General features: G+C 72.5%; 19 protein-coding genes. 15 read left to right on the top strand and 4 right to left on the bottom strand.

Annotated features, from left to right (window positions below; genetic code table 11):
- Positions 1–27 precede the first annotated feature (27 nt).
- The 4 genes from VFZ92_RS24185 to VFZ92_RS24200 all read left to right on the top strand — a co-directional run bounded on the left by VFZ92_RS24185 (position 28) and on the right by VFZ92_RS24200 (position 6,225).
- Entirely contained in the window at positions 28–2,715 is a 2,688-nt protein-coding gene (locus VFZ92_RS24185; protein WP_330878308.1) for a glycoside hydrolase family 9 protein, read from the top strand.
- Between the two features lie 72 nt (positions 2,716–2,787).
- Positions 2,788–4,422, top strand: coding sequence for a cellulase family glycosylhydrolase (locus VFZ92_RS24190; RefSeq protein WP_330878309.1), 1,635 nt, complete (start codon positions 2,788–2,790; stop codon positions 4,420–4,422).
- Between the two features lie 16 nt (positions 4,423–4,438).
- A complete protein-coding gene (locus VFZ92_RS24195; protein ID WP_330878310.1) occupies positions 4,439–5,728 on the top strand; it encodes a lytic polysaccharide monooxygenase in 1,290 nt (429 codons plus the stop codon).
- The gene (locus tag VFZ92_RS24200) at positions 5,713–6,225 is read left to right on the top strand and encodes a hypothetical protein (RefSeq protein ID WP_330878311.1); all 513 of its coding nucleotides are present in this window, start codon (positions 5,713–5,715) and stop codon (positions 6,223–6,225) included. The genes VFZ92_RS24195 and VFZ92_RS24200 overlap by 16 nt, the downstream gene beginning before the upstream one ends.
- Positions 6,226–6,233: 8 nt before the next feature.
- On the opposite strand, the gene VFZ92_RS24205 is transcribed toward VFZ92_RS24200, so the two are convergent.
- A complete protein-coding gene (locus VFZ92_RS24205) occupies positions 6,234–7,514 on the bottom strand; it encodes an ROK family transcriptional regulator (RefSeq protein ID WP_330878312.1) in 1,281 nt (426 codons plus the stop codon).
- Positions 7,515–7,719: 205 nt separating this feature from the next.
- On the opposite strand from VFZ92_RS24205, the gene VFZ92_RS24210 reads away from it, so the two are divergent.
- Genes VFZ92_RS24210 through VFZ92_RS24225 form a run of 4 tightly spaced genes read left to right on the top strand, consistent with a single transcriptional unit; the run spans position 7,720 to position 13,054 of the window.
- Positions 7,720–9,399 carry an ABC transporter substrate-binding protein gene (locus VFZ92_RS24210; RefSeq protein ID WP_330878313.1) on the top strand — a complete coding sequence of 560 codons (1,680 nt, stop codon included), beginning with the start codon at positions 7,720–7,722 and terminating at the stop codon, positions 9,397–9,399.
- A 28-nt stretch (positions 9,400–9,427) separates the two neighbouring features.
- On the top strand, positions 9,428–10,420 hold the full coding sequence (locus VFZ92_RS24215; protein ID WP_330878314.1) for an ABC transporter permease: 993 nt from the start codon (positions 9,428–9,430) through the stop codon (positions 10,418–10,420).
- A gap of 13 nt (positions 10,421–10,433) precedes the next feature.
- Positions 10,434–12,197 carry a dipeptide/oligopeptide/nickel ABC transporter permease/ATP-binding protein gene (locus VFZ92_RS24220; RefSeq protein WP_330878315.1) on the top strand — a complete coding sequence of 588 codons (1,764 nt, stop codon included), beginning with the start codon at positions 10,434–10,436 and terminating at the stop codon, positions 12,195–12,197.
- Positions 12,194–13,054, top strand: coding sequence for an ATP-binding cassette domain-containing protein (locus tag VFZ92_RS24225; protein ID WP_330878316.1), 861 nt, complete (start codon positions 12,194–12,196; stop codon positions 13,052–13,054). The genes VFZ92_RS24220 and VFZ92_RS24225 overlap by 4 nt, the downstream gene beginning before the upstream one ends.
- 220 nt (positions 13,055–13,274) lie before the next feature.
- Here the strand turns inward: VFZ92_RS24225 and VFZ92_RS24230 are convergent, their stop codons facing one another.
- The gene (locus VFZ92_RS24230) at positions 13,275–15,425 is read right to left on the bottom strand and encodes an alpha-galactosidase (RefSeq protein ID WP_330878317.1); all 2,151 of its coding nucleotides are present in this window, start codon (positions 15,423–15,425) and stop codon (positions 13,275–13,277) included.
- Positions 15,426–15,531: 106 nt separating this feature from the next.
- On the opposite strand from VFZ92_RS24230, the gene VFZ92_RS24235 reads away from it, so the two are divergent.
- The 4 genes from VFZ92_RS24235 to VFZ92_RS24250 all read left to right on the top strand — a co-directional run bounded on the left by VFZ92_RS24235 (position 15,532) and on the right by VFZ92_RS24250 (position 20,885).
- The gene (locus tag VFZ92_RS24235) at positions 15,532–17,970 is read left to right on the top strand and encodes a glycoside hydrolase family 2 protein (RefSeq protein WP_330878318.1); all 2,439 of its coding nucleotides are present in this window, start codon (positions 15,532–15,534) and stop codon (positions 17,968–17,970) included.
- Positions 17,971–18,831, top strand: a complete 861-nt coding sequence (locus tag VFZ92_RS24240; RefSeq protein ID WP_330878319.1) for a substrate-binding domain-containing protein — start codon at positions 17,971–17,973, stop codon at positions 18,829–18,831. It begins immediately after the preceding gene.
- Between the two features lie 8 nt (positions 18,832–18,839).
- A complete protein-coding gene (mgrA, locus tag VFZ92_RS24245) occupies positions 18,840–19,829 on the top strand; it encodes an L-glyceraldehyde 3-phosphate reductase (protein WP_330878320.1) in 990 nt (329 codons plus the stop codon).
- An 81-nt stretch (positions 19,830–19,910) separates the two neighbouring features.
- Positions 19,911–20,885: an ROK family protein gene (locus tag VFZ92_RS24250; RefSeq protein WP_330878321.1), complete on the top strand. Its 975-nt coding sequence runs from the start codon at positions 19,911–19,913 to the stop codon at positions 20,883–20,885.
- Here the strand turns inward: VFZ92_RS24250 and VFZ92_RS24255 are convergent.
- Complete coding sequence (locus tag VFZ92_RS24255; protein WP_330878322.1) at positions 20,812–21,777, bottom strand: acetylxylan esterase; 966 nt, start codon at positions 21,775–21,777, stop codon at positions 20,812–20,814. The genes VFZ92_RS24250 and VFZ92_RS24255 overlap by 74 nt on opposite strands.
- Before the next feature lie 133 nt (positions 21,778–21,910).
- Here VFZ92_RS24255 and VFZ92_RS24260 point away from each other — a divergent pair, with 133 nt between their 5' ends.
- Complete coding sequence (locus VFZ92_RS24260) at positions 21,911–22,951, top strand: LacI family DNA-binding transcriptional regulator (protein WP_330878323.1); 1,041 nt, start codon at positions 21,911–21,913, stop codon at positions 22,949–22,951.
- 79 nt (positions 22,952–23,030) lie between these two features.
- Positions 23,031–24,089 (top strand): ricin-type beta-trefoil lectin domain protein, encoded by a 1,059-nt coding sequence (locus tag VFZ92_RS24265; RefSeq protein ID WP_330878324.1) that lies wholly within the window; start codon positions 23,031–23,033, stop codon positions 24,087–24,089.
- Positions 24,090–24,104: 15 nt separating this feature from the next.
- Here VFZ92_RS24265 and VFZ92_RS24270 read toward each other — a convergent pair whose 3' ends face one another.
- Positions 24,105–25,409 carry an aKG-HExxH-type peptide beta-hydroxylase gene (locus VFZ92_RS24270; protein ID WP_330878325.1) on the bottom strand — a complete coding sequence of 435 codons (1,305 nt, stop codon included), beginning with the start codon at positions 25,407–25,409 and terminating at the stop codon, positions 24,105–24,107.
- Positions 25,410–25,873: 464 nt separating this feature from the next.
- On the opposite strand from VFZ92_RS24270, the gene VFZ92_RS24275 reads away from it, so the two are divergent.
- The gene (locus tag VFZ92_RS24275) at positions 25,874–26,443 is read left to right on the top strand and encodes an NUDIX hydrolase (protein ID WP_330878326.1); all 570 of its coding nucleotides are present in this window, start codon (positions 25,874–25,876) and stop codon (positions 26,441–26,443) included.
- The last annotated feature ends 494 nt before the right edge of the window (positions 26,444–26,937 follow it).

The raw sequence follows: 26,937 nt of genomic DNA on the forward strand, positions 1-26,937 counted from the left end.
CCGTTACCCGCACCCCCGGAGGCTCCCGTGCACCGACGCACGACGAGATCGCTCACCTGGCTCACCGCCGCGGTACTCGCGGCGGTGGGGCTGGTGGCGCCCGCACCGCCGGACGCGTCCGCCGCGCCCGCGTTCAACTACGGCGAAGCCCTGCAGAAGTCCGTCTGGTTCTACGACGCCCAGCGGGCGGGCGACCTGCCCGCCGACAACCGGGTGTCGTGGCGCGGGGACTCCGCGCTGACCGACGGCGCGGACGTCGGCCTCGACCTGTCGGGCGGGTTCTTCGACGCGGGTGACCACGTCAAGTTCGGCCTGCCCTTCGCGTCCAGCGTGTCGATGCTGGCGTGGGGGGCGGTCGAGAACCGGCAGGCCTACACGGGTTCCGGGCAGCTCGCCGCGCTGCGGTCGAACCTGAAGTGGGGCACCGACTGGATCATCGAGGCGCACCCGTCGCCGAACGTGGTCTACGGCCAGGTGGGGTCGGGCAACCCCGACCACGCCTGGTGGGGGCCCGCCGAGGTCATGCCGATGGCCCGGCCCGCCTACAAGGTCGACGCGTCCTGCCCGGGCTCGGACCTGGCGGGGGAGTACGCGGCGGCGCTCGCGTCGAGCTCGATGGTGTTCGCCCCGACCGACCCCGCCTACGCGGCCACGCTGATCACCCACGCCAAGCAGCTCTACTCGTTCGCGGACACCTACCGCGGCAAGTACAGCTCCTGCATCACCGACGCCGCCAACTACTACAACTCCTGGAGCGGCTACCAGGACGAGCTGGTGTGGGGCGCGATCTGGCTCTACCGCGCCACGGGCGACGCGGCCTACCTGGCCAAGGCGAAGGCCGAGTACCCGAAGCTCGGCACCGAGCCGCAGAGCACCGAGCGGTCCTACAGGTGGACGATCGCCTGGGACGACAAGTCCTACGGCGCCTACGTGCTCATGGCGCACCTGACCGGTGAGCAGACCTACCTCACCGACGCCAACCGCTGGCTGGACTTCTGGACCACCGGCTACAACGGCAACCGGGTGCGGTACTCGCCCGGCGGCCAGGCCGTGCTCGACACGTGGGGCTCGCTGCGGTACGCGGCGAACACCGCGTTCGTCGCGCTGGTCCACGGCGACTGGCTCAGGACGAGGGACGCCGCGCGGGCCACCACCTACCACGACTTCGCGGTGCGGCAGGTGAACTACGCGCTCGGCGACAACCCCCGCAACTCCAGCTACGTCGTCGGCTTCGGGGTGAACCCGCCGCGCAACCCGCACCACCGCACCGCGCACGGGTCGTGGTCGGACAGCATCGCCGACCCCGTCACGAGCAGGCACGTCCTGTACGGGGCGCTGGTCGGCGGTCCGAGCACGAACAACGACGCCTACGTGGACAGCAGGCAGGACTACGTGGCCAACGAGGTGGCGCTGGACTACAACGCGGCCTTCACCGGCGCGCTGGCCCGCCTCTACGGCGAGTACGGCGGCACCCCGCTCGCGAACTTCCCGGTCGCGGAGACCGCGGACGGGCCCGAGCTGACCACGCAGGCCGCGGTGAGCCAGAGCAGCACCCTGTTCACCGAGATCAAGTCCTACGTGCTCAACAGGTCGGCGTGGCCAGCCAGGACGTTCACCGGCTCCCTGCGCTACTACTTCACCCTGGACGGCACGACCACGGCCGACCAGATCACCGTGACCACCAACTACAACCAGTGCGGTGCGGCGTCGAAGCCGCTGCGGCACAGCGGGAACGTCTACTACGTCGAGGTCCCGTGCACCGGGGTCGCCCCGGCGGGGCAGTCGGCGCACCGCAAGGAGGTCCAGTTCCGGCTGACCAGCTCCGGCACCTGGGACCCGACGAACGACTGGTCCTACCAGGGGTTGCCGGTCGGCAACGTCACGCCGACGACCACGTCCCGGATGGTCCTCGTGCAGGACGGCCGGACCGTGTGGGGCACCGCGCCGGACGGCACGAGCACGCCGGACACGCAGGCCCCGACCGTCCCGGGTGGACTGACGTCGTCCGCGGTCGGCGGGACGAGCCTCACGCTGGGCTGGACGGCGTCGACCGACGACGTCGGCGTGGCGGGCTACGACGTGCTGCGGGTCGACGGGTCGACGTCGACCGTCGTCGGCACGCCGAGCGGGACCTCCTACACCGCGACGGGTCTGACGCCCTCGACCGCGTACCGGTTCGCCGTGCGCGCCCGCGACGCGGCGGGCAACACCTCGGCGGCGACCACCCCGCTGGACGTGACCACCACGTCCGGTGGCGGTGGCGGCTCGGTCGCGGTGCTCCAGCGCGGTGACGGCGGACCGCGGGACAGCCAGGTCCGCGCCGTCCTCCAGGTCGCCAACCGGGGCACCACCGCTCTGCCGCTGACCGGCGTGACGCTGCGGTACTGGTTCACCGGCGACGCTCCTTCGCCCACCTACCAGGCGTTCTGCGACTGGGCCGTGGTCGGCTGCGCCCAGGTGAGGGCCGAGGTGGTCCGGCTCCCGACCGCCAGGACCGGGGCCGACGCCTACCTCCAGGTCACCTTCACGGGTGGCAGCGTCGCGCCGGGTGCCACCAGCGGTGACGTCCAGCTCCGCTTCGCCAAGTCGGACTGGTCCGCGTTCGACCAGTCCGACGACCACAGCTACCGGGTCTCCGCCACCCCGGCGGACCACGACCGCGTGACCGCCTACACGGGCGGCGTGCTCACCTGGGGCGTCGAGCCCCAGCCCTGATTCCGGTGCGGGGCGTACTGCGCGCTCAGGCGCCCCGCGCCGGTTCCACAGCCTCAGGAGAGGTCCCTGCCGATGAGGAAGTCGATCGCACTGGCGAGCGCGCTGCTCGCCACCCTGTTCTTCGTGACACCGTCGCTCACCACGGCGCAGCCCGCGTCCGCGTCGAACGCCGCCGCCACCGGGTTCTCCATCTCCGGCGGCAAGCTGTACGACGCGACGGGCGCCGAGTTCATCATGCGCGGCGTCAACCACGCCCACACCTGGTACACGTCCCGCACCGCGCAAGCGCTCGCGGACGTGAAGAGGCTGGGGTCCAACACGGTCCGCGTCGTGCTGTCGAGCGGTGACCAGTGGACGCGCAACGACGCCGCCGACGTGGCGAACGTGATCTCCCAGTGCAAGGCGAACAAGCTCATCTGCGTGCTGGAGGTGCACGACACCACCGGCTACGGCGAGCAGGCCGCGGCGGTGTCGCTGGCGAAGGCCGTCGACTACTGGATCAGCGTGCAGAGCGCGATGACCGGCCAGGAGGCCTACGTCATCCTCAACATCGGCAACGAGCCGTGGGGCAACACGAACACCTCCGCGTGGACCGCCGACACCAGGACCGCCATCGGCAGGCTGCGCTCAGCGGGGTTCACCCACACGCTCGTGGTCGACGCCCCGAACTGGGGCCAGGACTGGTCCTTCACCATGCGCGACAACGCCGCCTCGGTGTTCGCGAGCGACCCGCTGCGCAACACGATGTTCTCCGTCCACATGTACGGCGTGTTCGACACCGCCGCCGAGATCACCGACTACCTCGGCCGGTTCCGGACCGCCGGACTGCCGATCCTGGTGGGGGAGTTCGGCCACAACCACTCCGACGGCGACCCGGACGAGGACACGATCTTCTCCTACACGCAGTCGCGGGGCATCGGCTACCTCGGCTGGTCGTGGAGCGGCAACGGCGGCGGCGTCGAGTACCTCGACATGGCCACCGGCTTCGACGCCTCCCAGCTCACCTCGTGGGGGCAGCGCATCTTCAACGGCGCCAACGGGATCAAGCAGACCTCGCGGGAAGCCGCCGTCTTCGGCGGCGGTGGCCCCACCGACACGACGCCGCCGACCACGCCGGGCACCCCGTCCGCGTCCGGCGTCACCTCCAGCGGCGCCGCGCTCTCCTGGACCGCCTCCACCGACGCCGTCGGCGTCACCGGCTACGACGTGGTGCGGGTCAGCGGGAGCACGGAATCGGCCCTCGCGTCGACGGCCTCGGCGTCCGCGACGCTCACCGGGCTGACCGCCTCCACCGCCTACACCGTCGCGGTCTACGCCCGCGACGCGGCGGGCAACCGGTCGGCCCGCTCCGGCACCGCCACGTTCACCACGCAGGCGGGCGGCACCGGCGCGTGCGCCGTCAGCTACAAGGTCGCGAGCCAGTGGCAGGGCGGGTTCGGCGCGGACGTGACGATCCGCAACACCGGGACGGCCGCCGTCAACGGCTGGACCCTGCGCTGGACCTTCGCCAACGGCCAGACCGTGACGCAGATGTGGAACGCCACCGCCGGCCAGTCCGGCACGCAGGTGTCGGCGGTCAACGTGCCGTACAACGCCGCCATCGCGGCGGGCGGCTCGGTGGGCTTCGGCTTCAACGCGTCCTGGACCGGCACCAACGCGGTCCCCACCGCCTTCACCCTCAACGGTGCCGCGTGCACCGGCTCGTGATCGAAAGGAGAAGTCGTTGCGCTTCAGGCGAATGATCGCATCGGGTGCGGTGGTCGTCGGCGTCGCCGCCGTCACCACCGTGCTGATGCCCAACGGGGTCGCGCTGGCCCACGGGTCGATGACCTTCCCGGCCAGCCGGACCTACGCGTGCTACGAGGACGGACGGGCGGGCAGCGGGGGCGGCGACCTCAACCCGACGAACCCCGCGTGCGTCGCGGCGGTGGCGGCCGGTGGGAAGCAACCGCTGTGGGACTGGTTCGGCAACCTGATCAGCCAGGCGGCGGGCAAGCACCGGGAGATCATCGGTGACGGCAAGCTGTGCGGCCCCACCACCAAGTTCGACGCCTACAACCTCGGCCGCAGCGACTGGCCCACCACGTCGTTGCGGGCGGGTTCCACGATCACGATCAAGTACAACGCGTGGGCCCCGCACCCCGGCACGTGGGAGCAGTACGTCACGAAGGACGGCTACAACCCCAACCAGCCGCTCCGGTGGTCGGACCTGGAGGCCGCGCCGTTCAACACGGTGGTGAACCCGCCCCTGGGCAACGGCGAGTACTCCTGGAACGCCACGCTGCCGAACAAGTCCGGCAGGCACGTGATCTACTCGATCTGGCAGCGGTCGGACAGCCCGGAGGCGTTCTACAGCTGCTCGGACGTGGTGTTCAACGGTGGCGGCGGGAACCCCGGCGACACCACGGCGCCCAGCGCCCCCGGCACCCCCACGGCCACGGCCGCCGCCAACTCGGTGGCGCTGTCCTGGCCCGCCGCCACGGACGACGTCGGCGTCACGGGGTACCAGGTGTACCGGGAGGCCGGGGCGACCGACGTGCTGGTCGCGTCGACCACCTCGCCGTCGGCGTCGGTGACCGGGTTGACCGGTGCGACGGCGTACTCGTTCTACGTGGTGGCGAAGGACGCCGCGGGCAACACGTCACCGCCGTCGTCCGCGGTGTCGGTGACGACCCTGCCGGGCTCCTCGCCGGGGACGTGCGCGGTCACGTACACGACGCCGAGCGTGTGGTCGGGCGGGTTCACGGCGAACGTGGTCGTCAAGAACACCGGGACGAGCCCGGTGAGCCCGTGGTCGCTGGTGTGGGACGTGCCCAGCGGGCAGACGATCAGCAGCGCCTGGTCGGCCGACGTCGCGGTGTCCGGTGGGACGGCCACGGCCAAGGGCGTCAGCTGGAACACCTCCATCCCGGCGGGCGGCTCGATCAGCTTCGGGTTCAACGGGGCCGCGTCCGGCACCCCGGCGAGCCCCGGCGCGTTCACCCTCAACGGGGCGTCGTGCGGCTCGGTGTGACCCTGGTGATCGCGGCTCTGGTGTCGGGGTCGGCGGCGTGCTCCGCCGTCGACCCCGACACCGGGTCGGCCGCCGGGGTCGGGACGTGGGTGCACGCCAGGACGGGGGAGTGCGCGCCGGTGCGCACCGCGTCCGTCGAGGAGTTCGCCGAGTTCGTGGGGCCGTTGCGGGCGGAGCTGTACGCGCCGTTCGTGGCCGAGTGGGGGACCTGTTCCGTCGCTCCCTACGAGAAGCTGGGGCTGGTGGTGTTCCAGGCCGGGCGCATGAAGGACTTCCAGGAGTCGTGGAAGGCGGCGCTGGCGTCCGGGCAGGTCACCGACAACCCCGACTTCGCGTTCGGCGACGGGTTCGCGCTGAGCGCCACGACGGGGTTGGAGCGGCTGGGCCTGCGGTACCTGCACTGCACGCCGGTGGACGCCACGGCCCTGTCACCGGAGCCTGCCGAGGCCGACGGGTGCGTGTACACGGCGATGGTGCCCGGCCACCACCACCACTGAACCGGTGGTCAGGCGCTGGGCGGGGTGAGGAACGCCGGTTCGGCCGCCGAGAGGTTCTCCGGCAGGCGCATGCCCTCGTGCAGCGGCACCAGCTCCGACTGGAGGACCATCGCCGCCGCGCCGATGGCCGGTGCCGTCGCCGCCGAGCGGGACAGGCGCACGTCCACCCGGTGGGTCGCCCTGGCGAAGAAGGCCCGGTCCAGTTCCTCCTCGACGATCGGCAGGTACACCGAGCCCGCGACGGCGAAACCGGGACCGGTGAGGACCAGGACGTCCAGGTCCACGAGGTTGGCGAGCGTCCGCGCCGCGACGGCGATGTACCGCGCCGAGCGCTCCAGGATCGCCAGCGCCTGCGGTTCGCCGCGCCTGGCCGCGCGGCTGACCGCCGCGAAGTCCGCCGCCACCGAGGGACGGGAGCGCTTCGTGCCGGTGAGGCCCACCATGCGGGCCAGGACCTGGTCCGCCCGCGCCGCGGCCACCACCGCCGCCGGGCCCGCCAGGCTCTCCACGCACCCCCGCGCGCCGCACCAGCACTCGGGGCCGAGGGCGTCCACGCAGGTGTGGCCGATCTCGCCCGCGTTGCCGCTGGTGCCGCGGTAGGTGATGCCGCCGATGACCAGGCCCGCTCCGATGCCGGAGCCCATGTAGAGGGCGGCGGACGTCGACGTGCCGCCGATGCCGCCCGACCAGTGCTCGCCCAGCGCCGCCGCCGTGGCGTCGTTGTCCAGCAGGACCGGCAGGCCGGTCGCGCCCGCGAGCGCCTGGTCGAGGGGGAAGTCCTCCCACCGGCGCATCGGCGGTGGGGTCCGCGCCATGCCGGTGGCCGCCGAGAGGGGACCGGGGGAGACGAGGCCGATGCCCAGCACCCGGTCCTGGTCGACGCCGACGCGGGCCACCAGGGCGGTGACCTCGGCTGCCATCCTGGCGACCACCTCGGGCGGCTCCTGGGCCCCCGCGCCGGGCCTGGTGATGCGGGCGACGACGGCGCCGCCCAGGTTCGTGAGCACGTAGGTGATGCCCGCGTGGTCGAGGTGGACGCCGATGGCGTAGCGCGAGGCGTGGTTGAGCTGGAGGAGCACCCGGCGCTTGCCGCCCGTCGACTCGGCCCGCCCCGTCTCCAGGACCAGGCCCTCGTCGATGAGCCTGCGGACGACCGTGGAGATCGTGGCGCCGGTGAAGCCGGTGGCGTTGATCAGGCCCACCCGGCTGATCGTGCCCGCCGCGCGGATGACGTCGAGCACCGCCGCCTTGCTGCTCGCGTGCAGCGTCGTCCGGGCCTGACCGGTCACTGGTCCTCCGTGGTGTGGCCAGCACTTACTTCGTTCAACGGTCGAAGGGTAGCAAGCGGCCGGCGGCGACAGGACCGATCGGCGGTAGCACCGGAGCGGGCCAGAGGTATTGACTTCGTTTCTTCACTGACTTAACAATCTTCCCACCGCAGCGACTCGCGCGTCGACGGCCGGTCGCTGCCACCCAGCCAGGAGAGGATCAACGATGTTCCTGAAGGCACAGCGCTCCCGCGTCGCGGCGGCGGGATTGGCCGTGGTCGCCCTGATCGCCGCCGGGTGCGGGTCCTCCGGCAGCGGTCGCTCGGCCGACGCGGACACCCTCGTCGTCTACACCGGCCAGTCGGGTGACTACCAGGTCAACTTCAACCCGTTCTCGCCGACGCTCATCGACGGACCGGGCACGATCTTCGAACCGCTGTTCTTCTTCAACGTCATCAAGGACGTCGAGCCCCGGCCCAGGCTCGGCAAGTCCTTCTCCTGGAACGCCGAGGGCACCGAGCTGTCGATCGAGCTCCGCGACGACGCCACGTGGTCCGACGGGCAGAGGTTCACCGCGAAGGACGTGGTGTTCACGCTCGACATGATCACCAAGAACAAGACGATGAACTCCACCGGCTACCAGGGCCGGGCGACCGCGGTCGACGACACCCACGTGGTGGTGGCGTTCGACGAGCCCGCCTTCATGGAGGGCCCGCAGGTGCTCGGCAAGATCTTCATCGTCCCCGAGCACCTGTGGAAGGACATCGCGACACCCGCGACCGACCCGGTGAAGTCGCCCGTCGGCACCGGGCCGTTCCTGCTCGACGAGTTCAAGCCGCAGGCGTTCACGCTCAAGGCCAACCCCGGCTACTACGCGGGCGAGCCGGCCGTGAAGAAGATCCGCTACCTGTCGCTGTCGGGCAACCAGGCCGGTGCCGACGCGCTGAAGGCCGGGCAGGTCGACTGGCAGACCGGGCCGGTGCCGGACATCGAGAACGTGGAGAAGAACTACCCCGGCTACAAGGCGATCATCACGCCGATGAACCAGGCCGCGCTGTTCACCTGCTCCAACGCCGAGCTGGGCTGCACGGGCGCGCAGACCGACCCCGCCGTGCGCAAGGCGATCTACTACGGCGTCAACCGCTCCCAGGTGAACGCGCTGGCGTTCGAGGGCACCGCCAGCGAGGTCTCGCCCGGTTTCGCGCTGGTGCGGCGGGACGAGGGCGTCGTCTCGGCCAAGCTGAAGGAGAGGACCGCGCCGATGAGCCCGGACGTGGCCAGGGCGACCGGGCTGCTGGAGGGCGCCGGGTACACCAGGGGCGGCGACGGGATCTACGCGAAGGACGGCGAGCCGCTGGAGCTGACGGTCAAGGTCGTCGCGGGGTGGACCGACTACATCACCGCCGTGGACACGATGGGCCAGCAGCTCCAGCAGGTCGGGATCAAGATCACCCCGCAGCAGCTGTCCTGGAACGAGTGGTCCGACGCCCGCGGTCGAGGCCAGTACGAGCTGCTGATCGACGCCGTCCAGCAGGGCCCCGCGCCCGACCCGTTCTACACCTACAGCTACTTCTTCAGCAGCGCGACCACCGCGCCCGCGGGCGAGATCGCGAACCCGAACTTCGGCCGGATGAAGGACGCCGCGCTCGACGCCGCGCTGGCGTCGTTGAAGAGGATCGACCCGAAGGACGCCGCCGCCCGGCAGCCGCACTTCGACGTGATCCAGACGCGCATCGAGGAGGTCATGCCCTACATCCCGATCCTCACCGGCGGCACGGCCAGCGAGTACAACGCCGAGAAGTTCACCGGCTGGCCCACCGAGGACGACCTCTACGCCTTCCCCGCCGTGTGGTCGCGGCCGGAGAACTCCGAGGTCTTCCTCAAGCTCAAGCCCGCGGGCAGGTGAGGCGCGCGGGACCGGGGGAAGCGCACCGATGAGGTACTACGCGCGGAAGTTCGCGTTCTACCTGGTCGCCCTGTGGGCGGCGCTCACGCTGAACTTCGTCATCCCCAGGCTGATGCCGGGCAACCCGGTCGACATCCTGCTGGCGAAGCTCCAGCAGCGCGGCGGGTCGATCGACCCGGCGGCGCGGAGGTCGTTCGAGCTGCTGCTCGGCACCGGCGGTGACGAGTCGGTCGTGAGCCAGTACCTCGCCTACCTGGGCAACATCGTCCGCGGTGACCTCGGCGTCTCGGTGAGCGCGTTCCCGGCGCCGGTGTCCGAGGTCATCGCGTCCTCGCTGCCGTGGACGGTGGTGCTGGTCGGGATCGCGACGCTGCTGTCGTTCCTGGTCGGCATCGCGCTCGGCGCGCTGGTCGGCTGGAAGCGCGGCACGTGGCTCGACTCGCTCGTGCCCGCGACGACCGTGCTGTCGGCGGTGCCGTACTTCTGGCTCGCGCTGATCCTGGTGGCGGTGTTCGCGTCCGCGCTCGGCTGGTTCCCGCTCACCGGCGGCTACGACGTGGTGCTCACGCCCTCGTGGGACGCGGAGTTCCTGTCGTCGGCGGTCTACCACGGGACGCTGCCCGCGCTGACGATCGTCGTGTCGTCGGTCGGCGGCTGGCTGCTCGGGATGCGCAACATGATGGTGTCGGCGATGTCCGAGGACTACGTGCTCACCGCGCGGGCCAAGGGGCTGCGGGACAGCAGGATCATGATCCGGTACGCCACCCGCAACGCCGTGCTCCCGTCGGTGGCCGGGTTCGCCACCTCCCTCGGGTTCGTGGTGTCCGGCTCGATCATCACCGAGCAGGTCTTCTCCTACCCCGGCATCGGCTCGAAGCTGCTCCAGGCCGTGCAGAACAACGACTACGCCCTGATGCAGGGGATCTTCCTGGTCATCACCGTCGCCGTGCTCGGCGCGAACCTCGTGGTGGACCTGCTCTACACCCTGATCGACCCCCGAACCCGCGTCAGCGGTGGATGAGGAGCGGCTGACTATGTCCACGGCGGACGTGAAGCGGCGGGTGCTGCCGCGCTGGTCGCCCAAGCTGGCGGTCGGGTTGGGACTCATCGGGGGCGTCGTGCTCCTCGGGCTCGTCGGGCCGCTCGTGGTCGGCGACCCGAACACCGTGCGGGACGCCGGCCTCACCCCGCCCGGTGCCGAGCACTGGCTCGGCACCACCCAGACCGGGCAGGACGTGGTGGCGCAGATCGCCTACGCCACCAGGGGGTCGTTGCAGATCGGCCTGGTCGTCGGGGTGCTGGCCACGGTGCTGTCCGCGATCTTCGGGATCGTCGGCAGCTACGCGGGCGGGATCGTCGACGAGGCGTTCTCGCTGTTCTCCAACGTGATGCTGGTGATCCCCGGCCTGCCGCTGGTGATCGTGATCGCCGGGTTCGTCCCCGCCGCGCAGCGCGGGTCGTGGACGATCGCGATCGTGCTGGCCATCACCGGGTGGGCGGCGTCGGCCCGTGTGCTGCGGGCGCAGACGCTGTCGCTGCGGAACCGTGACTACGTGGCCGCGGCGCGGGTGGCGGGGGAGAGGGCCTGGCGGGTGATCACCGTCGAGATCCTGCCGAACCTGCTGCCGGTGCTGGCGTCGCAGTTCGTGTTCGCGGTGGTGCTGGCGATCCTGAGCGAGGCGGGGCTGTCGTTCCTCGGGCTCGGCGCCTCGAACTCGTCGACGCTCGGGACGATGCTGTACTACGCGCAGAACGGGTTCGCGCTCCAGCGCGAGGCCTGGTGGTGGTTCGTGCCGCCGGGCCTGGTGATCGCGCTGTTCGGGTGCGGGCTGTCGCTGGTGAACTTCTCGATCGACGAGATCATCAACCCGAAGCTGCGGGACGTGCCGCGGAAGCCGGGGAAGGTGGCCTCGACGGTGGCCGCCGCCCCCGCTTCGCGCGGGGAGGACGACGCGGTGCTGACGGTGTCGGGGTTGTCCGTGGTGTACCAGGGGGAGAAGCCCGTGCACGCCGTGCGGGACGTGTCGTTGACGTTGCGGCGCGGGGAGGTCCTGGGGTTGGCGGGCGAGTCCGGGTGCGGGAAGACGACCCTGGCGTACGCGGTCAGCCGGCTGCACGAGCCGCCCGCGGAGGTGACGTCCGGGGCGGTGACGTTCCACGACCGCGACGGGACCGACGTGGACGTGCTCGGGCTCGGCGTGGAGGAGCTGCGGGCGTTCCGGTGGTCGAAGCTGTCGATGGTGTTCCAGGGGGCGATGAACGCGCTGAACCCGGTCACGTCGGTGGCGGCCCAGCTCGACGACGTGCTGCTGACGCACCGGCCGGAGATGTCGCGGGAGGAGCGGCGGGCGCGGTGCGTCGAGGTGTTCAGGCTGGTCGGGGTCGACCCGGCCCGGCTGGGGGCCTACCCGCACGAGCTGTCCGGCGGGATGCGGCAGCGCGTGATGATCGCGATGGCGCTGCTGCTCGACCCGCAGGTGATGATCATGGATGAGCCGACGACGGCGTTGGACGTGGTGGTGCAGCGGGGGATCCTGCTGGAGATCCTGAAGTTCCGCGACTCGCTGGGGTTCGCGGTCGTGTTCATCACGCACGACCTGCCGCTGCTGCTGGAGATCGCGGACCGGATCGCGGTGATGCGGGACGGGGAGGTCGTGGAGCTGGACACGGCCGAGGAGCTGAACCTCCGGCCCCGGCACCCGTACACGCGCGAGCTGCTCGACTCGTTCCCGAGCCTCACCGGGGACCGCGGGTCGTTCGTGCGCGGGACGCCCGCGCTGGACGGAGGGGTGCGATGAGCGCGCTGGAAGCTCGGGAGCTGGTGAAGGACTTCTCGGTCCGGAACGGGTTGCGGCGCTCGGTCCTGCGGGCGGTGGACCGGGTGTCGTTCACGCTGTCGGCAGGGCGGACGGTCGCGCTGGTGGGCGAGTCCGGGTCGGGGAAGTCGACCATCGCCCGCATGATCGCCCGGTTGGAGAAGCCGTCGTCCGGGGAGATCGTGGTCGGGGACGGGGCCGTGCTGGCGGACCGCGAGTACCGGCACCGCGTGCAGATGGTGTTCCAGGACCCGTTCGCCTCGTTGAACCCGTTCCACACCGTGGAGCACCACCTGGCCCGGCCGCTGGCCCTGCACGGGAGGGCCCGAGGGGGTGCGGAGACGGCGGCTCTCGTGCGGGAGCTGCTGGAGCGGGTGGCGCTGCCGCCGGAGTTCGCGTCGCGGCGGCCCCACGAGCTGTCCGGTGGGCAGCGGCAGCGGGTGGCCATCGCACGGGCGTTGGCTCCAGGGGCGGAGATCGTGGTGGCGGACGAGCCGGTGTCCATGTTGGACGTGTCGATCCGGTTGGGGGTGTTGACGCTGCTGGCGCGGTTGCAGCGGGAGGAGGACCTGGCGGTCCTGTACATCACCCACGATCTCGCCACGGCTCGGCACTTCTCCGATGAGATCCTGGTGCTGTACCGGGGGCGGGTGGTGGAGCGGGGGCCTGCCGACCAGGTGATCCTGGAGCCCCGGCACCCGTACACGAAGCTGCTGGCCGCTGCCTCCCCCGATCCCTCTGCCAGGGGGAGGGAGTTCTCCGTTGGGCGGGAGGTGGTGGAGGCCGCGGGGGCCGCTGCTTCGTACGATCACTTCGCCGGGACGTGGTCCTCTGGGTGAGGAAGGGCAGGCAAGGCGGGTGGTAGGCCTTGCGACCTGCGAACCGGCACGTGGTGCCTGGAAGCGTGGCCGGTTTTACTCGGGGGATTCGACCCTTTGTCGGGCTGAGGGCTTCCCACCTGCCCTTCTTGGCCCGGCAAAGGGTCGAATCGAGGGGCCCCACGTCACCTCGGCCACACCACGCTGGAACTCGCACCTCTCCCTGACGAGCCGCGGCTCCCTAACGAGCCGTGGCTCGGACGAGCACCAACCGCTCCGGGAACAGGACCGGAGCCTGGACCCCCGCCACCGCCAGCGCGCGGCCGGTCGTGGTGATGCCCTCGTCGGTCCACCACGGGAGCCGCACGCCCCACCGGACGGCGTTGCCGTCCGGGACGTCGCCCGGTGCCTGCGGGCGCACGTGGTAGGTCCTCTCCGGGTCCAGGCCGGGGAGGCGCACCGGGCCGGTGGGGTAGTAGGCGGAGGTGTCCGTGGCGACGATGGCGTAGAGGGCGTCCGTGCCGTCCTTCGCGACCACGCCGTGGACGTGGTACGCCGGGTCCGGGTGGTCCGCGTGCACGGCCGTGCCGGTGTGCAGGAGGCCGCGCACCTCCTTGTACAGGGCCACCCATTCCGCCAGGCGGGTGCGGTCCTCCTCCGATGCCTTGGTGAGGTCCCACTCGATGCCGAAGTGGCCGAAGAGGGCGGTGCCCGCGCGGAAGTCGAGCGGGTGCCTGCGGTGGGTGGTGTGGGAGGTGCCCGAGCCCACGTGGGTGCCCATCAGCTCCAGCGGGACGAGGGTGTTGGTCCAGCGCTGGATGCTCTGCCGTTCCAGGGCGTCGATGCAGTCGGAGACCCAGACCCGGTCGGTGCGCTGGAGGATGGCGAGGTCCACGCGACCGCCGCCGGAGGAGCACGACTCGATCTCCACGGTGGGGTGCTGGGCGCGCAGTTCGTCCAGCAGGCGGTAGGTCGCGAGGGTCTGGCCGTGGACGCCCGCGCGGCCCGTCGGGCGGTGGCCCGCCTCCACCAGGTCCCTGTTGTGGTCCCACTTGAGGTAGGAGATGTCGTAGGTGGACAGCAGGTCGTCGAGGCGGTCGAAGACGTACCGGAACGCCTCCGGGCGGGCGAGGTCCAGCACCTGCTGGTTGCGGGCCGCGCCGGGGAGGCGGTCGCCGGGGGCCATGATCCAGTCCGGGTGGGCCCTGGCGAGGTCCGAGTCCTCGTTGATCATCTCCGGTTCGACCCAGAGGCCGAACTGGAGGCCGAGGCCGGTGACGTGGTCGATGATCGGGCCCAGGCCGTCCGGCCACACCTCGTCGGAGACGTACCAGTCGCCGAGACCGCGCCGGTCGTCGCGGCGGGAGCCGAACCAGCCGTCGTCGAGGACGAAGCGCTCGCCGCCGACGGCCGCCGCGGCGTCGGCCAGGTCCTTCAGCCGGGTCAGGTCGTGGTCGAAGTAGACGGCCTCCCAGGTGTTCACGACCACCGGGCGGGGGCTGGACGGGTGCTGGGGGCGGGCGCGGAGGTCGTCGTGGAAGCGGGCGGAGACCTCGTCCAGGCCCGCCCCGTAGGAGCCGTACTGCCACGGCGACGTGTAGGACTCGCCGGGCGCCAGTTCGACCTCGCCGGACAGCAGCAGTTCGCCGGAGCCGAGCAGGGAGACGGCGTGGAAGGTCCGCTCGGCGAACGTGCGGTGGTTGCCGGACCACGCCGTGTGGACGGCCCAGACCTCGCCGGTGCGGTGGCCGAACGCCTCCGTGCCCGCGGCGAGCAGGTACGCCGAGTCGTAGCCGGTGCGGCCCGTGCGGTTCTCCCTCATCCGCAGGCCCTGCGTGAACGCGGTGCGCAGCGGTGCGCGCTCCCGCAGGTGGCGACCGGTGAAGTCGAGCAGTTCCACGGCCTCCGGCGGCACCGGGAGGGTCAGGTTCACCGCGTCCACCGCGAACGGCGAGCCGCCGGTGTTGGTCAGCACCGCCCGCTGGCGGACCAGGCCCGCGGCGGTCAGCTCGACGGTCAGCTCCAGTGCGAGCGCCGCGGCGGTGTCCTCGGCGCGCACGACCACGCCGCCGTCGGACACCGACGTGGCGGTGACGCGGAAGGCGGTGGAGAAGTCGCGGCCCGCGCGGTTGCCGACCAGGCCGGGCGTGCCGAGCCAGCCTGCGGACTGCTCGGGCAGCACGGCGACGTCGACGGGGCCGCCGATCGAGTTGCCGATCGGCTGCCGTTGCGTCGTGGTGCGCAGCGCGGCGAACGAGGCGTTCTCGCCGAGGTCGGCACCCCAGTGCAGCACCCTGGGCAGGGTGTCGCCGGACAGGTCCAGGGCGAGGCTCACCCCCGCCGCGCGCAGGTGTGCGTGGTCGGGGTTCGAGGCGAAGGGTGCGGAAGGCACGGTGAGCTACATCCCTGTCGGTCGTCGGAGCACCATCATTGACTTACTTTAGTTGCCGACGTAAGAATCGACCTGATTTCGAGTCACTTCGTGGAGCGGGGACCCCATGATCCACCAGACCTTGCACGACGGGTGGCACCTGAGCGCGGTGTCGGGCGACGTGCCCGAGGCCGTCCGGGGTGTGAGCGTGCCCGCCGAGGTGCCCGGCAGCACCCACCTCGACCTGCTGGCCGCCGGGTTGATCCCCGATCCCTACCTCGACCGCGCCGAGGAGGAGCTGGCCTGGGTGCACCGCGCCGACTGGCGCTACGCGCTGGCGTTCGACGCGGACGCCCCCGCCGACGGCGAGCGGGTCGACCTGGTCTTCGACGGTCTCGACACGGTGGCGGAGGTCGAGCTGAACGGCGTGCCGCTCGGATCGGTGCGGAACATGCACCGCGGCTACCGGTTCGACGTGCGGGACGTGCTGCGGGCGGGCTCGAACGACCTGGTGGTCACCTTCCGGTCCGCGCTGGCCCACGCCGAGGAGGTCGAGGCGGAGCTGGGCTGGCGCGACCACGCGTACCCGCACCCGTTCAACATGGTCCGCAAGATGGCCTGCTCGTTCGGCTGGGACTGGGGGCCCGACCTCCAGACGGCGGGCATCTGGAAGCCCGTCCGGCTGGAGCGGTGGTCGACGGCCAGGCTCGCGTCCGTGCGCCCGCTGGTGACGGTCGACGGCGAGGGCCGCGTCGAGGTGCGGGTGGACGTCGAGGGCGGGGAAGACCTCGTGCTGGTGGCCACCGTGGCCGGTCGTTCGGAGCGCGTGCGGGTGGACGGCGGTGCCGCCGCGGTCACCGTCGTCGTGCCGGACCCGGAGCTGTGGTGGCCGGTCGGGTACGGCCCGCAGCCCCTCTACGACCTGGAGGTCGAGCTGCTCGCGGACGGCGAGGTCGTCGACTCCGCCGAGCAGCGGATCGGCTTCCGCACCATCACCGTCGACACCGAGCCCGACGAGATCGGCACCCCGTTCACCTTCGTGGTCAACGGGAAGCGCGTGTTCGCCAAGGGCGCCAACTGGATCCCGGACGACCACTTCCTCACCCGGATCACCCGCGACCGGCTGGCCCGCCGGGTCGACCAGGCCGTGGGCGCGAACCTGAACCTGCTGCGGATCTGGGGCGGCGGGATCTACGAGACCGACGACTTCTACGACGTGTGCGACGAGCGCGGTGTGCTGGTGTGGCAGGACTTCCCGTTCGCCTGCGCCTCCTACCCCGAGGAGGAGCCGCTGCGCGGCGAGGTCGAGGCCGAGGCGCGCGAGAACGTCGCCCGGCTCGTCGGCCGCCCGTCGCTGGCGCTGTGGAACGGCAACAACGAGAACCTGTGGGGCTTCGCCGACTGGGGCTGGGCCGAGCAGCTCGCGGGCCGCACCTGGGGGCTGGGGTACTACACCGAGCTGCTGCCCGCGATCGTGGCCGAGCTGGACCCGACCCGGCACTACTCGCCGGGCAGCCCGTACAGCCCCGGCGACGTGCACCCCAACGACCCCGACCACGGCACGCGGCACGAGTGGGAGGTGTGGAACCGGCTCGACTACACCCACTACCTCGACCACGTACCGCGCTTCTGCTCCGAGTTCGGCTTCCAGGGGCCGCCGACGTGGGCCACGCTCACGAACTGGGTGCACGACGAGCCGCTGACGTCGACCTCACCGACGTTCCTGCTGCACCAGAAGGCCGAGGACGGCAACGGCAAGCTCGACCGCGGCCTGGCCGCCCACCTGCCCGTGCCCGAGGACTTCTCCGACTGGCACTGGGCGACCCAGCTCAACCAGGCCCGCGCGGTCGCGTTCGGCGTCGAGCACTTCCGGTCCTGGTGGCCGCGCACGGCGGGCGCGGTCGTGTGGCAGCTCAACGACTGCTGGCCCGCGACGTCGTGGGCGGCGGTCGACGGCGACGAGCGGCCCAAGCCGCTCTGGTACTCGCTGCGGCACGCCTTCGCGCCCCGGCTGCTGACGTTCCAGCCGAGGGACGGGCGGCTGGTGCTGGTCGCGGTGAACGACCACGACGAGGAGTGGTCCGGCGAGGTGGCGCTGGAACGGCTGACCTTCGGCGGCGACGTGCTGGAGGCGACTAGGCTCGCGTTCGCGGTGCGGGCCCGGACCGCGGCCCTGATCGAGCCGACCGAGCCACTGGTCACCCCGAACGACCCGGAAGGAGAGGTGCTGGTGGCCACCACGGCCGACGTGCGCGCCGTCCACCTCTTCGCCGAGGACCGCGACCTGTCCTACGCCCCGGCCCCGCTCAGCGCGCGGGTCGAGGCCGTGACCGGCGGCTACCGCGTCGACGTGCGCGCCACGTCGTTCGCGCGGGACGTCGCCCTGCTGGCCGACCGGGTGGCCCCGGACGCCGTCGTCGAGGAGATGCTGGTGCCGATGCTCGCGGGGGAGACCCGCTCGTTCCTGGTGCGCACGGCCGCCGTGCTGGCCGACCCGGCCGTGCTCGCCGCGCCGCACGTCCTGCGCTGCGCCAACGGCCTCGTGACCCCCGCGGTCAGGTCCTGAATGGGAGCCACCCCGACGGAGTCGGTCGGCGCGGTCGGGCTGGTGCTCGCCCGCCCGGCCCGGCTGCTCGGCGCCGAACCCTTCTTCATGGAGTTCATCGCGGGCATCGAGGAGCGCCTGTCCGAGCGCGGGCTGTCCGTGCTGCTGCACGTGGTGGCGGCGCACGACGCCGAGACCGCCGCGTACCGCCGGTGGGCCGCGCAGCACCTGGTGGACGCCGTCCTGCTGGTCAACCGGACGGTCGACGACCCCCGGCTGGCGGTGCTGCGCGAGGTCGGGCTGCCCACGATCGTCGTCGGCGAGCCGTCGCCGGACCTCCCGGTGCCCGCTGTGCGCTCCGACGACGCCGGGGCGATGGAGGAGGCGCTGGCGCACCTGCTGGAGCTGGGGCACCGGCACATCGCGCGGATCAGCGGACCGGGGGAGCTGCTGCACACCCGTGCCCGCTCGGCGGCGCTGCTCGCGGGCTGCCACGCGGCGGGCGTCGAGCCGGTGGTGCTGGAGGGCGACTACTCGGAGGAGTCCGGCGCGAAGCTCACGGCCGCGCTGCTCACCCGCGAGCGGCGGCCGACGGCGATCCTCTACGACAACGACGTGATGGCCGTGGCCGGGCTGAACGCGGCCAAGGAGTTCGGCGTCGCCGTCCCCACCGAGCTGAGCCTGCTCGCCTGGGACGACTCGACGCTGTGCAGGCTGGCCTCGCCCGCGCTGACCACGATGAGCGTCGACGTGCACCAGTTCGGCACCTCGGTCGCCGAGTCGGTGCTGGAGCTGATCGACGGCGCGCCCGTCGCGCAGCGGTGGTCACCGGCCGCCGTGCTCGTCCAGCGGGGCAGCAGTGCTCCCGCGCCCACCCCCTGAGGAGAACCGTGACCCACGCCGCCGCGGACACGCGCTACGACGACATGCCCTACCGCCGAGTCGGCCGCAGCGGGCTCAAGCTGCCCGCGGTGTCGCTCGGTCTGTGGCACAACTTCGGCGACGGAGACCGGACCACCGACGTCCAGCGGGCCGTGCTGCGCCGGGCGTTCGACCTCGGTGTGACGCACTTCGACCTGGCGAACAACTACGGCCCGCCGCCCGGTTCGGCCGAGGAGAACTTCGGCAGGCACTTCCGCCGCGACCTGCGGCCCTACCGCGACGAACTGGTGATCTCCACCAAGGCGGGCTACGGGATGTGGGCCGGTCCGTACGGCGAGTGGGGCTCGCGCAAGTCGCTGCTGTCCTCGCTGGACCAGTCGCTCGGCCGCCTCGGCCTGGAGCACGTGGACATCTTCTACAGCCACCGGCCCGACCCGGAGACGCCGATCGAGGAGACGATGGGCGCGCTCGACTCGGCCGTGCGGCAGGGGAAGGCGCTCTACGTCGGCATCTCCAACTACTCACCGGAGCAGACCGCCGAGGCGGCGCGGGTGCTGCGCGAGCTGGGCACGCCCCTGCTGGTCCACCAGCCGTCGTACTCCATGGTGAACCGGTGGATCGAGGACGGCCTCCAGGACGTGCTGGACACCGTCGGCGCCGGGTCGGTCGTGTTCTCGCCGCTGGCGCAGGGCCTGCTGACCGACCGGTACCTCAACGGCGTCCCGGCCGACTCCCGCGCGGCGTCCGACAGCCCGTTCCTCACCTCCGACCGGCTCACCGAGGAGACCCTCGGCAAGGTCAGGGCGCTGAACGACATCGCGAAGCGGCGCGGGCAGACGCTGGCCCAGATGGCCATCGCGTGGGTGCTGAGGGGCGGCCGGGTCACCTCGGCCCTCGTGGGCGCGAGCAGCGTGGCGCAGCTGGAGGACACGGTCGCGGCGACCGCGAACCTGGAGTTCGACCCCGACGAGCTGGCCGAGGTCGAGCGCCTGCTCTGACGTCCCCCGAAACGCGGCGTTGATCCGGTGGTGCTCACCGGGTGACTTCGCCGGAGCCCTCCACCCGACGAGGTGAGCCGCATGGCGCTGACGTTCGATCTCGCACTCGCCGTGGACGTGGGCGGCACGAAGCTGGCCGCCGCGCTCGTCGCGCCGGACGGGACGGTGGTGGACCGCAGGTCCGCCGCCACCCCGCCCGGTGACGGCGACGAGGTGTGGCGGGCGCTGGAGGTCGTGCTGGTCGGGTTGACCGCCGGTCACGACGTGGTCGGCGTGGGCATCGCCAGCGCGGCGCCGATGGACGTCCGCGCGGGCACCGTCAGCCCGGTCAACATCCGCGGCTGGCGCGGGTTCCCGCTCGTCGACCGGGTCTCCGCGCTGGTGCCCGGCGTGCCGGTGCGGCTGGCCGGGGACGCGGTCTGCATGGCGCTGGCCGAGTACCACCACGGCGCGGGCCGGGGGAGCCGCGCGCTGCTGGGCATGGTCGTGTCGACCGGTGTCGGCGGCGGGTTCGTGTTCGACGGCCGGGCCCACCTCGGCGCGCTCGGCAACGCCGGGCACGTCGGCCACTTCGTGCTCGAACCCGGCGGCCCGCTCTGCGCGTGCGGTGCCCGCGGCTGCTCGGAGGCCATCGCGAGCGGGCCGTCCATCGTGCGCTGGGCCTCCGACCGGGGCTGGCTCGCCGCGGGCGTCGCGGACGGCCGGTCGCTGGCCGCGTCCGCGCGGGCGGGCGACCCGATCGCGCGGGCCGCGTTCCGCCGGTCCGGGGAGGCCGTGGCGCGGGTGATCACCGTCGCCACCGCGCTGTGCGAGGTCGACCGGGTGGTGATCGGCGGCGGGGTGGCGCAGGCGTGGGACCTGCTCGGCCCGGCCGTCACCGGATCGCTCGCGGGGTGGCCCGGCCTGGACTTCATCCGGCACGTCGACGTGCACCCGGCCCAGCTCGGCGTGGACGCCGGGCTGGTCGGGGCCGCCGCGCTCGTCAGGGAGCCAGCACCGTCCGCAGGTGGCGAAGCTGGCGCTCCACGTGAGCCCGCGGCAGGGAGTGCCCGGTGAACGGGAACACCGCGATGTCCTTGGGGGCCGTGATCTCGTTGTAGGCCGCGTACACCGTCGACGGCGGGCAGACGTCGTCCATCAGCCCGGCCGTGAGCAGGCACTCCGCGGTGATCCGGCGGGCCAGCAGCGCGCAGTCGACGTACCGCAGGGTGTCCAGCGCCGCGGTCACCAGCTGCACGTTCTGGGCCAGGAAGTCGGCCACCTCGCTGTACGGCGCCTTGCCGGTGAGCGTGATCGCGCGCTGGAAGTCGCACAGGAACGGCACGTCCGCGTGGCACAGCTTCACCAGGTCGCCGCTGAGCGCGGCGGCGGCGAGCGCCAGCCCGCCGCCCTGGCTCACGCCGCTGACCGCGATCCGGTCGCGGTCGACGCCGTCCAGCCCGGCCACGACCTCCACGGCCCTGGCCGCGTCCACCATCAGCCGCGTGTAGTAGTAGGACTCCGGCTTCTCGATGCCCCTGGTCATCACGCCGGGGTGCGCCGGGCCCGCCAGCGCCGCGCCGGGGTCGCCGGTCGCGCCGACCGACCAGCGCCCGCCCTGGCCCCTGGTGTCCATCACGAACACCGCGAAACCCGTGCTGGGCAGCAGGGTGTGCTCGACCGGCAGGCCGCGCCCGCCGCCGTAGCCGATGAACGTGACCACGGTCGGCAGGGGGGCGTCGCCGCTGCCGGGCGGGCGGATGTACCAGGCGCGGATCGGGTCGCCGTCCGCGCCGGAGAACTCCACGTCCGCGACCGGCAGCGCGCCGTACGCCTCGGGCTCGTGCGGTGTCACGACCGGTGGCCTGGCCGCCGCCCGCGCCTCGTCCAGCCGGGCCTTCCACCACTCGTCCAGGCCGTCCGGCTCGACGGTGGGCGTGCGGTAGGAGACCAGCTGGTCGGCGGGCATGTCGAACCACGGCACGGGAGACCCCCAGGGTGCTTAACCGATTGACCGTCCGAAGACTACTCTCGCGCGGGTGGCGTGCGGACCGGTCGTCCGGGGCTAGACTTCCGTGATCAACAAGCGGTAGGGGGCGTCGGTGCGGGACAAGCGTCCGACCATCTCGGACATCGCGAAGGCGGCCGGTGTGTCGACCGGCGCGGTGTCGTACGCGCTCAACGGCAGGCCGGGCGTCTCGGAGACGACCCGAAGACGGGTCATGGACATCGCCGACCGGCTCGGCTGGGTGCCCAGCAGCGCCGCCCGCTCGCTGTCGGACGGCCGCGCCAACGCGATCGGGCTCGTGGTCGACCGGCCCGCCCGCGAACTCGGCGTCGAACCCTTCTTCGTGCAGCTGATCGCCGGGATCCAGGACGCGCTCGCCGACGGTCCGACCGCGCTGCTGCTCCAGGTCACCGACGACGCCACCGCCGAGCTGGAGGCCTACCGCCGCTGGTGGGCGGGCAGGCGCGTCGACGGGGTGCTGCTGGCCGACCTGCGCGCCGACGACCCGCGCGTCGACCTCGTGCGCGAACTCGGCCTGCCGACCGTGGTCCTCGCCGAACCCGTGCTGCCCGACCTGCCGTGCGTGTGGACCGACGACGAGTCCGCCGTGGCCGAGGTCGTCGAGTACCTGGTGGCGCTCGGCCACCGCCGGATCGTCCGCGTGGCGGGCCCGGACACGTTCGTGCACACCAGGATCAGGTCGAAGGCCTTCACCGAGGCCGCCGCCCGGCTCGGCCTGCGGGACGCGCGCGCCGTGCACGCCGACTACTCCGACGAGGCCGCGGCCCGCGTCACGCGCCGGGTGCTGACCGGTGCGGAACCGCCGACCGCGATGGTGTTCGACAACGACGTGATGGCCGTGTCGGCGCTCGCCGTGGCCCACGAGCTCGGCATCCCCGTGCCCGACCGGCTGTCGATCGTCGCCTGGGACGACTCCGCCCTGTGCAGGCTGGTGCGGCCCGCGCTGACCGCCGTGCGCAGGCCGATAGCCGAACGCGGGGCGACCGCCGTGCGCCTGCTGCTCGACGTGATCGGCGGCGGCGAGCCCCGCCACGTCAAGACCTCCGACCCCGAGCTGGTCCCGAGGTCCAGCACCGGCCCCGTTTCCGACCAGGCCTTGTCGCCCCGTCGTTAACCGCTTAACCTGGAACTGCCTGCCGGCTCACCACTCCCCAGTGGCGAGGAATCGCGTCCCTGCGATGGAAGGCTCTTCCATGAAAGCGCTCTTCGCCGTCCTGCTGGCACTCGCGGCGTGCCTGACCCCGTCGCTCCCCGCCTCGGCCGCCGCCCCCGTCCGGATCATGGCCCTCGGCGACTCGATCACCGGCTCACCCGGCTGCTGGCGCGCCCTGCTGTGGCAGCACCTCCAGGACACCGGGCTGACCGGCACCGACTTCGTCGGCACCCTGCCAGCGCAGGGCTGCGGATTCCCCCACGACGGCGAGAACGAGGGCCACGGCGGTTTCCTGGCCAGCAGGATCGCCGACGAGAACCAGCTGCCCGGCTGGCTGTCGGCCACGCTGCCCGACGTCGTCCTCATGCACCTGGGCACCAACGACGTGTGGAACGGCATCCCCGCCACCACGATCCTCACCGCCTACACCAAGCTCCTCGGCCAGATGCGCGCGAGCAACCCGGACACGAAGCTCCTGGTCGCCCAGATCATCCCGATGAACCCGACCGGCTGCTCCGCCTGCGCGCAGCGGGTGGTGGACCTCAACAGCGCCATCCCCGGCTGGGCCGCCGCCAACACCACGGCCCGCTCGCCGATCACCGTGGTCGACCAGTGGACCGGCTTCAGCACGGCGACCGACACCTACGACGGCGTGCACCCCAACGACGGCACCGGGATCCGCAAGATCGAGAGCCGCTGGTACCCGCCGCTGGCCGCCGTCCTGTCCGGCGCCCCCACCACGGGCACCGCGCTGGTGGGCACGCAGTCCGGCCGCTGCCTCGACGTCGGCGCCGAGGGCACGACCCGGCTGTGGGACTGCACCGGCGCCGCGAGCCAGCGGTGGACCGCCACCGCGGTGCGGGAACTGCGCACGGCGGCGTCGACCTGCCTGGAGGGCACGACCCCTGGCACCACCACCCTGGCCCGCCCGTGCACCGGCGCCGCGAACCAGCGGTGGACCGCCAACGCGGACGGCTCGCTCACCAACGCCCAGTCCGGCCTCTGCCTGGACGCCGTGGGCCAGGGCACCGCCAACGGCACCCGCACCGCCCCGTGGCCCTGCAACGGCCAGACCAACCAGAAGTGGACCCGGCGCTGACCGGTCCCGCCCCGCTCAGGCGTGGTCAGCGCGCAGCGCCGAGACCGTGTCGTAGGCCGCCACCAGGAACCGCCTGCCGAACGGCAGCACCTCGTCGGCCATGAGCGCCCGGCTGATCTCGCGCAGCAGCTCGTCGCTCCGGCGGGCCGCGGTGCGGGCGAGGACGGCCTCGTCGGGCGCCTCGGCACCGAGGCGCCCGACGGGCCACCGGTGGTCCGCGACGGCGGTCAGCGCGGCGTGGTGCAGTGCGACGACCAGGGTGGTCGCCGCGATCCTCGGCACCAGGTCGCTGATGGGCGCGGCGTCGCGGCGCCACGACGTGGGGTAGCGGCGGCGGTCCGGCCGGTGCAGGGGCACCTCCCACCGCAGGACGCGCAGCCGGGTGCGGGCGTGCTCGTGGACCAGCGCCTCGGCGATCCTCAGCGGGTCCTCCTCGCCGAGGCTGATGCCGAACGCGCCCGACGTCGAGTCGGACGAGGTGCTGATCATCTCGCGGGCGGGCAGGCCGAACCTCCGGCCGTCCGGCTGGTGGTGGGGGACCATGACCCGCAGGGTGCGGTCCACCTGGTTCCCGGCCGCCGGGTCGAGGAACGACAGCAGGCAGGACCCGGAGTCGACCACGTCGATCCACGCGCGGGCCCTGGGCAGACCGGCGTCGAGGCGTTCGGCGGGCAGGACGCCGTCGGTGAGGCGGGGGTCGAACCCGTCCAGCACGAAGCCGCTGTGCCGGGTCTGGGGCAGGACGTAGGTGGGCGTCGTGCCCGCCGGCAGCGGCCGCCGCACCAGCAGCGGGTCGAACTCCACCGTGCCGCCGCTGGTCGTGACCCGCGTGGTGCCGTCCTCGGCCACCGAGACCCGTCCGCCCGCGCCGCTCACCACGAGCCTGCCCAGGTGCAGCGGAGCCACCAGGCCCGACCACGGGACCACCGGCTCCGTCCGACCGCACTGGGCGGCGGCGAGCAGCCCGCCGAGGCCCGCGGCCGAGGTCGGGTCCGGCGGCCCGCCGAGCCACTCCTCGAAGGCGGGCACGGAGAGCACGTCCTGGAGCAGGTGCCGCGGCGCGTGCGCGAGGAGGTCGAGCTGGTCGAGGCAGTCCCGGCGCACGGCGGGGTCGGCGGCGTCGAGGTGGAGCGTGAGCAGGTCGGCGAGCAGCGCCAACCGCCTGCGGTACACGGCTTCGCGGAGTCCGCGGTGGACGGCGGGGTTGTCCTCGTAGCGCACGAACGCGGTCAGGTGCTCGTCCGTCCAGGATCCGGTCTCGGCCAGGCCGAGGCGGGCGCGCAGGCGGTCGACGACCGCGGCGGCGTGGCAGGTGTTCACCGTGATCGGCTCCCGTGGTGGTTGGTGCCGGGCCGCGCGGTGCGGATCCGGGAGCGGTTCGGGCCGACCTCCTCGCGTACCCCTCACGACGCGGGGAAGCCGGCTCGCCGCCTCCCGTCGAGCTGCGCGTCCGGTGTGCCGGACGAGTGCGGCCAGAATTCCACGGCCCGCCGCCGGCGCGGCCGGATGTCCGCACTTTGGCGTGTTTTTGGCCTGAGATCGGGGGTTCGGCACCGCGGACCCGAGGTGCGGGTGGTCGGCGCAGGAGCGGTTCGGCCGGGTGGACGCCCGTTGGTCGGCCAGGCCGACCAGAACGCGCCCGAGAGGGCGTGAGCGCGGTGCGAATGGCGCGGCGGACCGCCCGACCGGGCGGTCGGAACGCCTTCGCCCCCGCGGCGCGGTGTCTATCAATTGGCCGCTTTCCGCGAACTTTTCGAGAACTCCGCGGTGGTTCGATTGATCGCATGACAGCGGAACTCCCGAGTGGTCCCGTCGACGCCGTGGCGGTGTGGCAGCGGTTGTCGTCGGTGGTGGTGCATTCCTCGCCCGCGTTCCAGGTCCGGCGGGACGAGGTCGTCGGACCGGACGGGGGGCACGAGGCGCGCACGCGCGTCGTGGTGCCCGCGTCGGTCACCGTCCTGGCCGTCGACGACCAGGACCGCGTGGTCCTCACCCGCCAGTGGGTCTACACCCACGGCGGCACCGAGTGGCGCCTGCCCGGCGGCCGGGTCCGCACCGCCGACGTCGACCCGGCCGCGGCGGCCAAGCGGGAACTCGCCGACAGCACCGGGTTGTGCGCGGCGGCGTGGACGAGGATCGGCCGCGTCCACGGGGCGGACCTGGTGTGCGACCACGTCGAGCACCTGTTCCGCGCGGACGGCGTGGCGCTGGGCGACCGGCTCCGCCGCCGCACCCAGCGGATGCGCCGCGTGCCCTTCACCGACGCGGTCGACCTCGTGCGCCTGGGACGGCTCCCGCACGCGGGCAGCGCCCACGCCGTGCTCGCGGAGGCGCTGCGCCGCACGGGTGCCTGATCCCACGGGCGTCGCACCGGGCTGACCGCCTGGTCGGCGCCCGTTTCCTGTCTCCGCTCGCCTCCGGAAACAGGAAACCCATTCTCACGTCCGTCAGGCCGGTTCATCGTTGTCCCATCGGCGAGAACGAGAGCCGGGCCCGCGGATCCCGAAATCGGGTTTCAGCCGGCGGACGACGCGATGAACGGACAACGGGGAAACAATCGTTTACCCACGTTTATTCGGCATGCCCTCTTCCGCTGGGAACACCGTTGGTCCGTGCGGTTCTCCGAAAGCGGGAAAGGAGGTGCCGTCATGGAGCCGCACTTCATCGCCACCACGTCCACCCCGGTCGTCTAGTCGCGCACCGCGCTCCCCGCGCCGCTCCTGCCGGGAGCGGGAGCCGCGCGGGGAACGGGGGCACCGGGCCGGTCCGGGGTCCGGGGACGCCACTGGACGCCGTAGCCGCGGCCGGGCCTCGGGTTCGCGAACGACACGTCCACCTCGCCGATCCC

The organism is Umezawaea sp., assembly GCF_036375055.1.
GTDB lineage: Bacteria > Actinomycetota > Actinomycetes > Mycobacteriales > Pseudonocardiaceae > Umezawaea.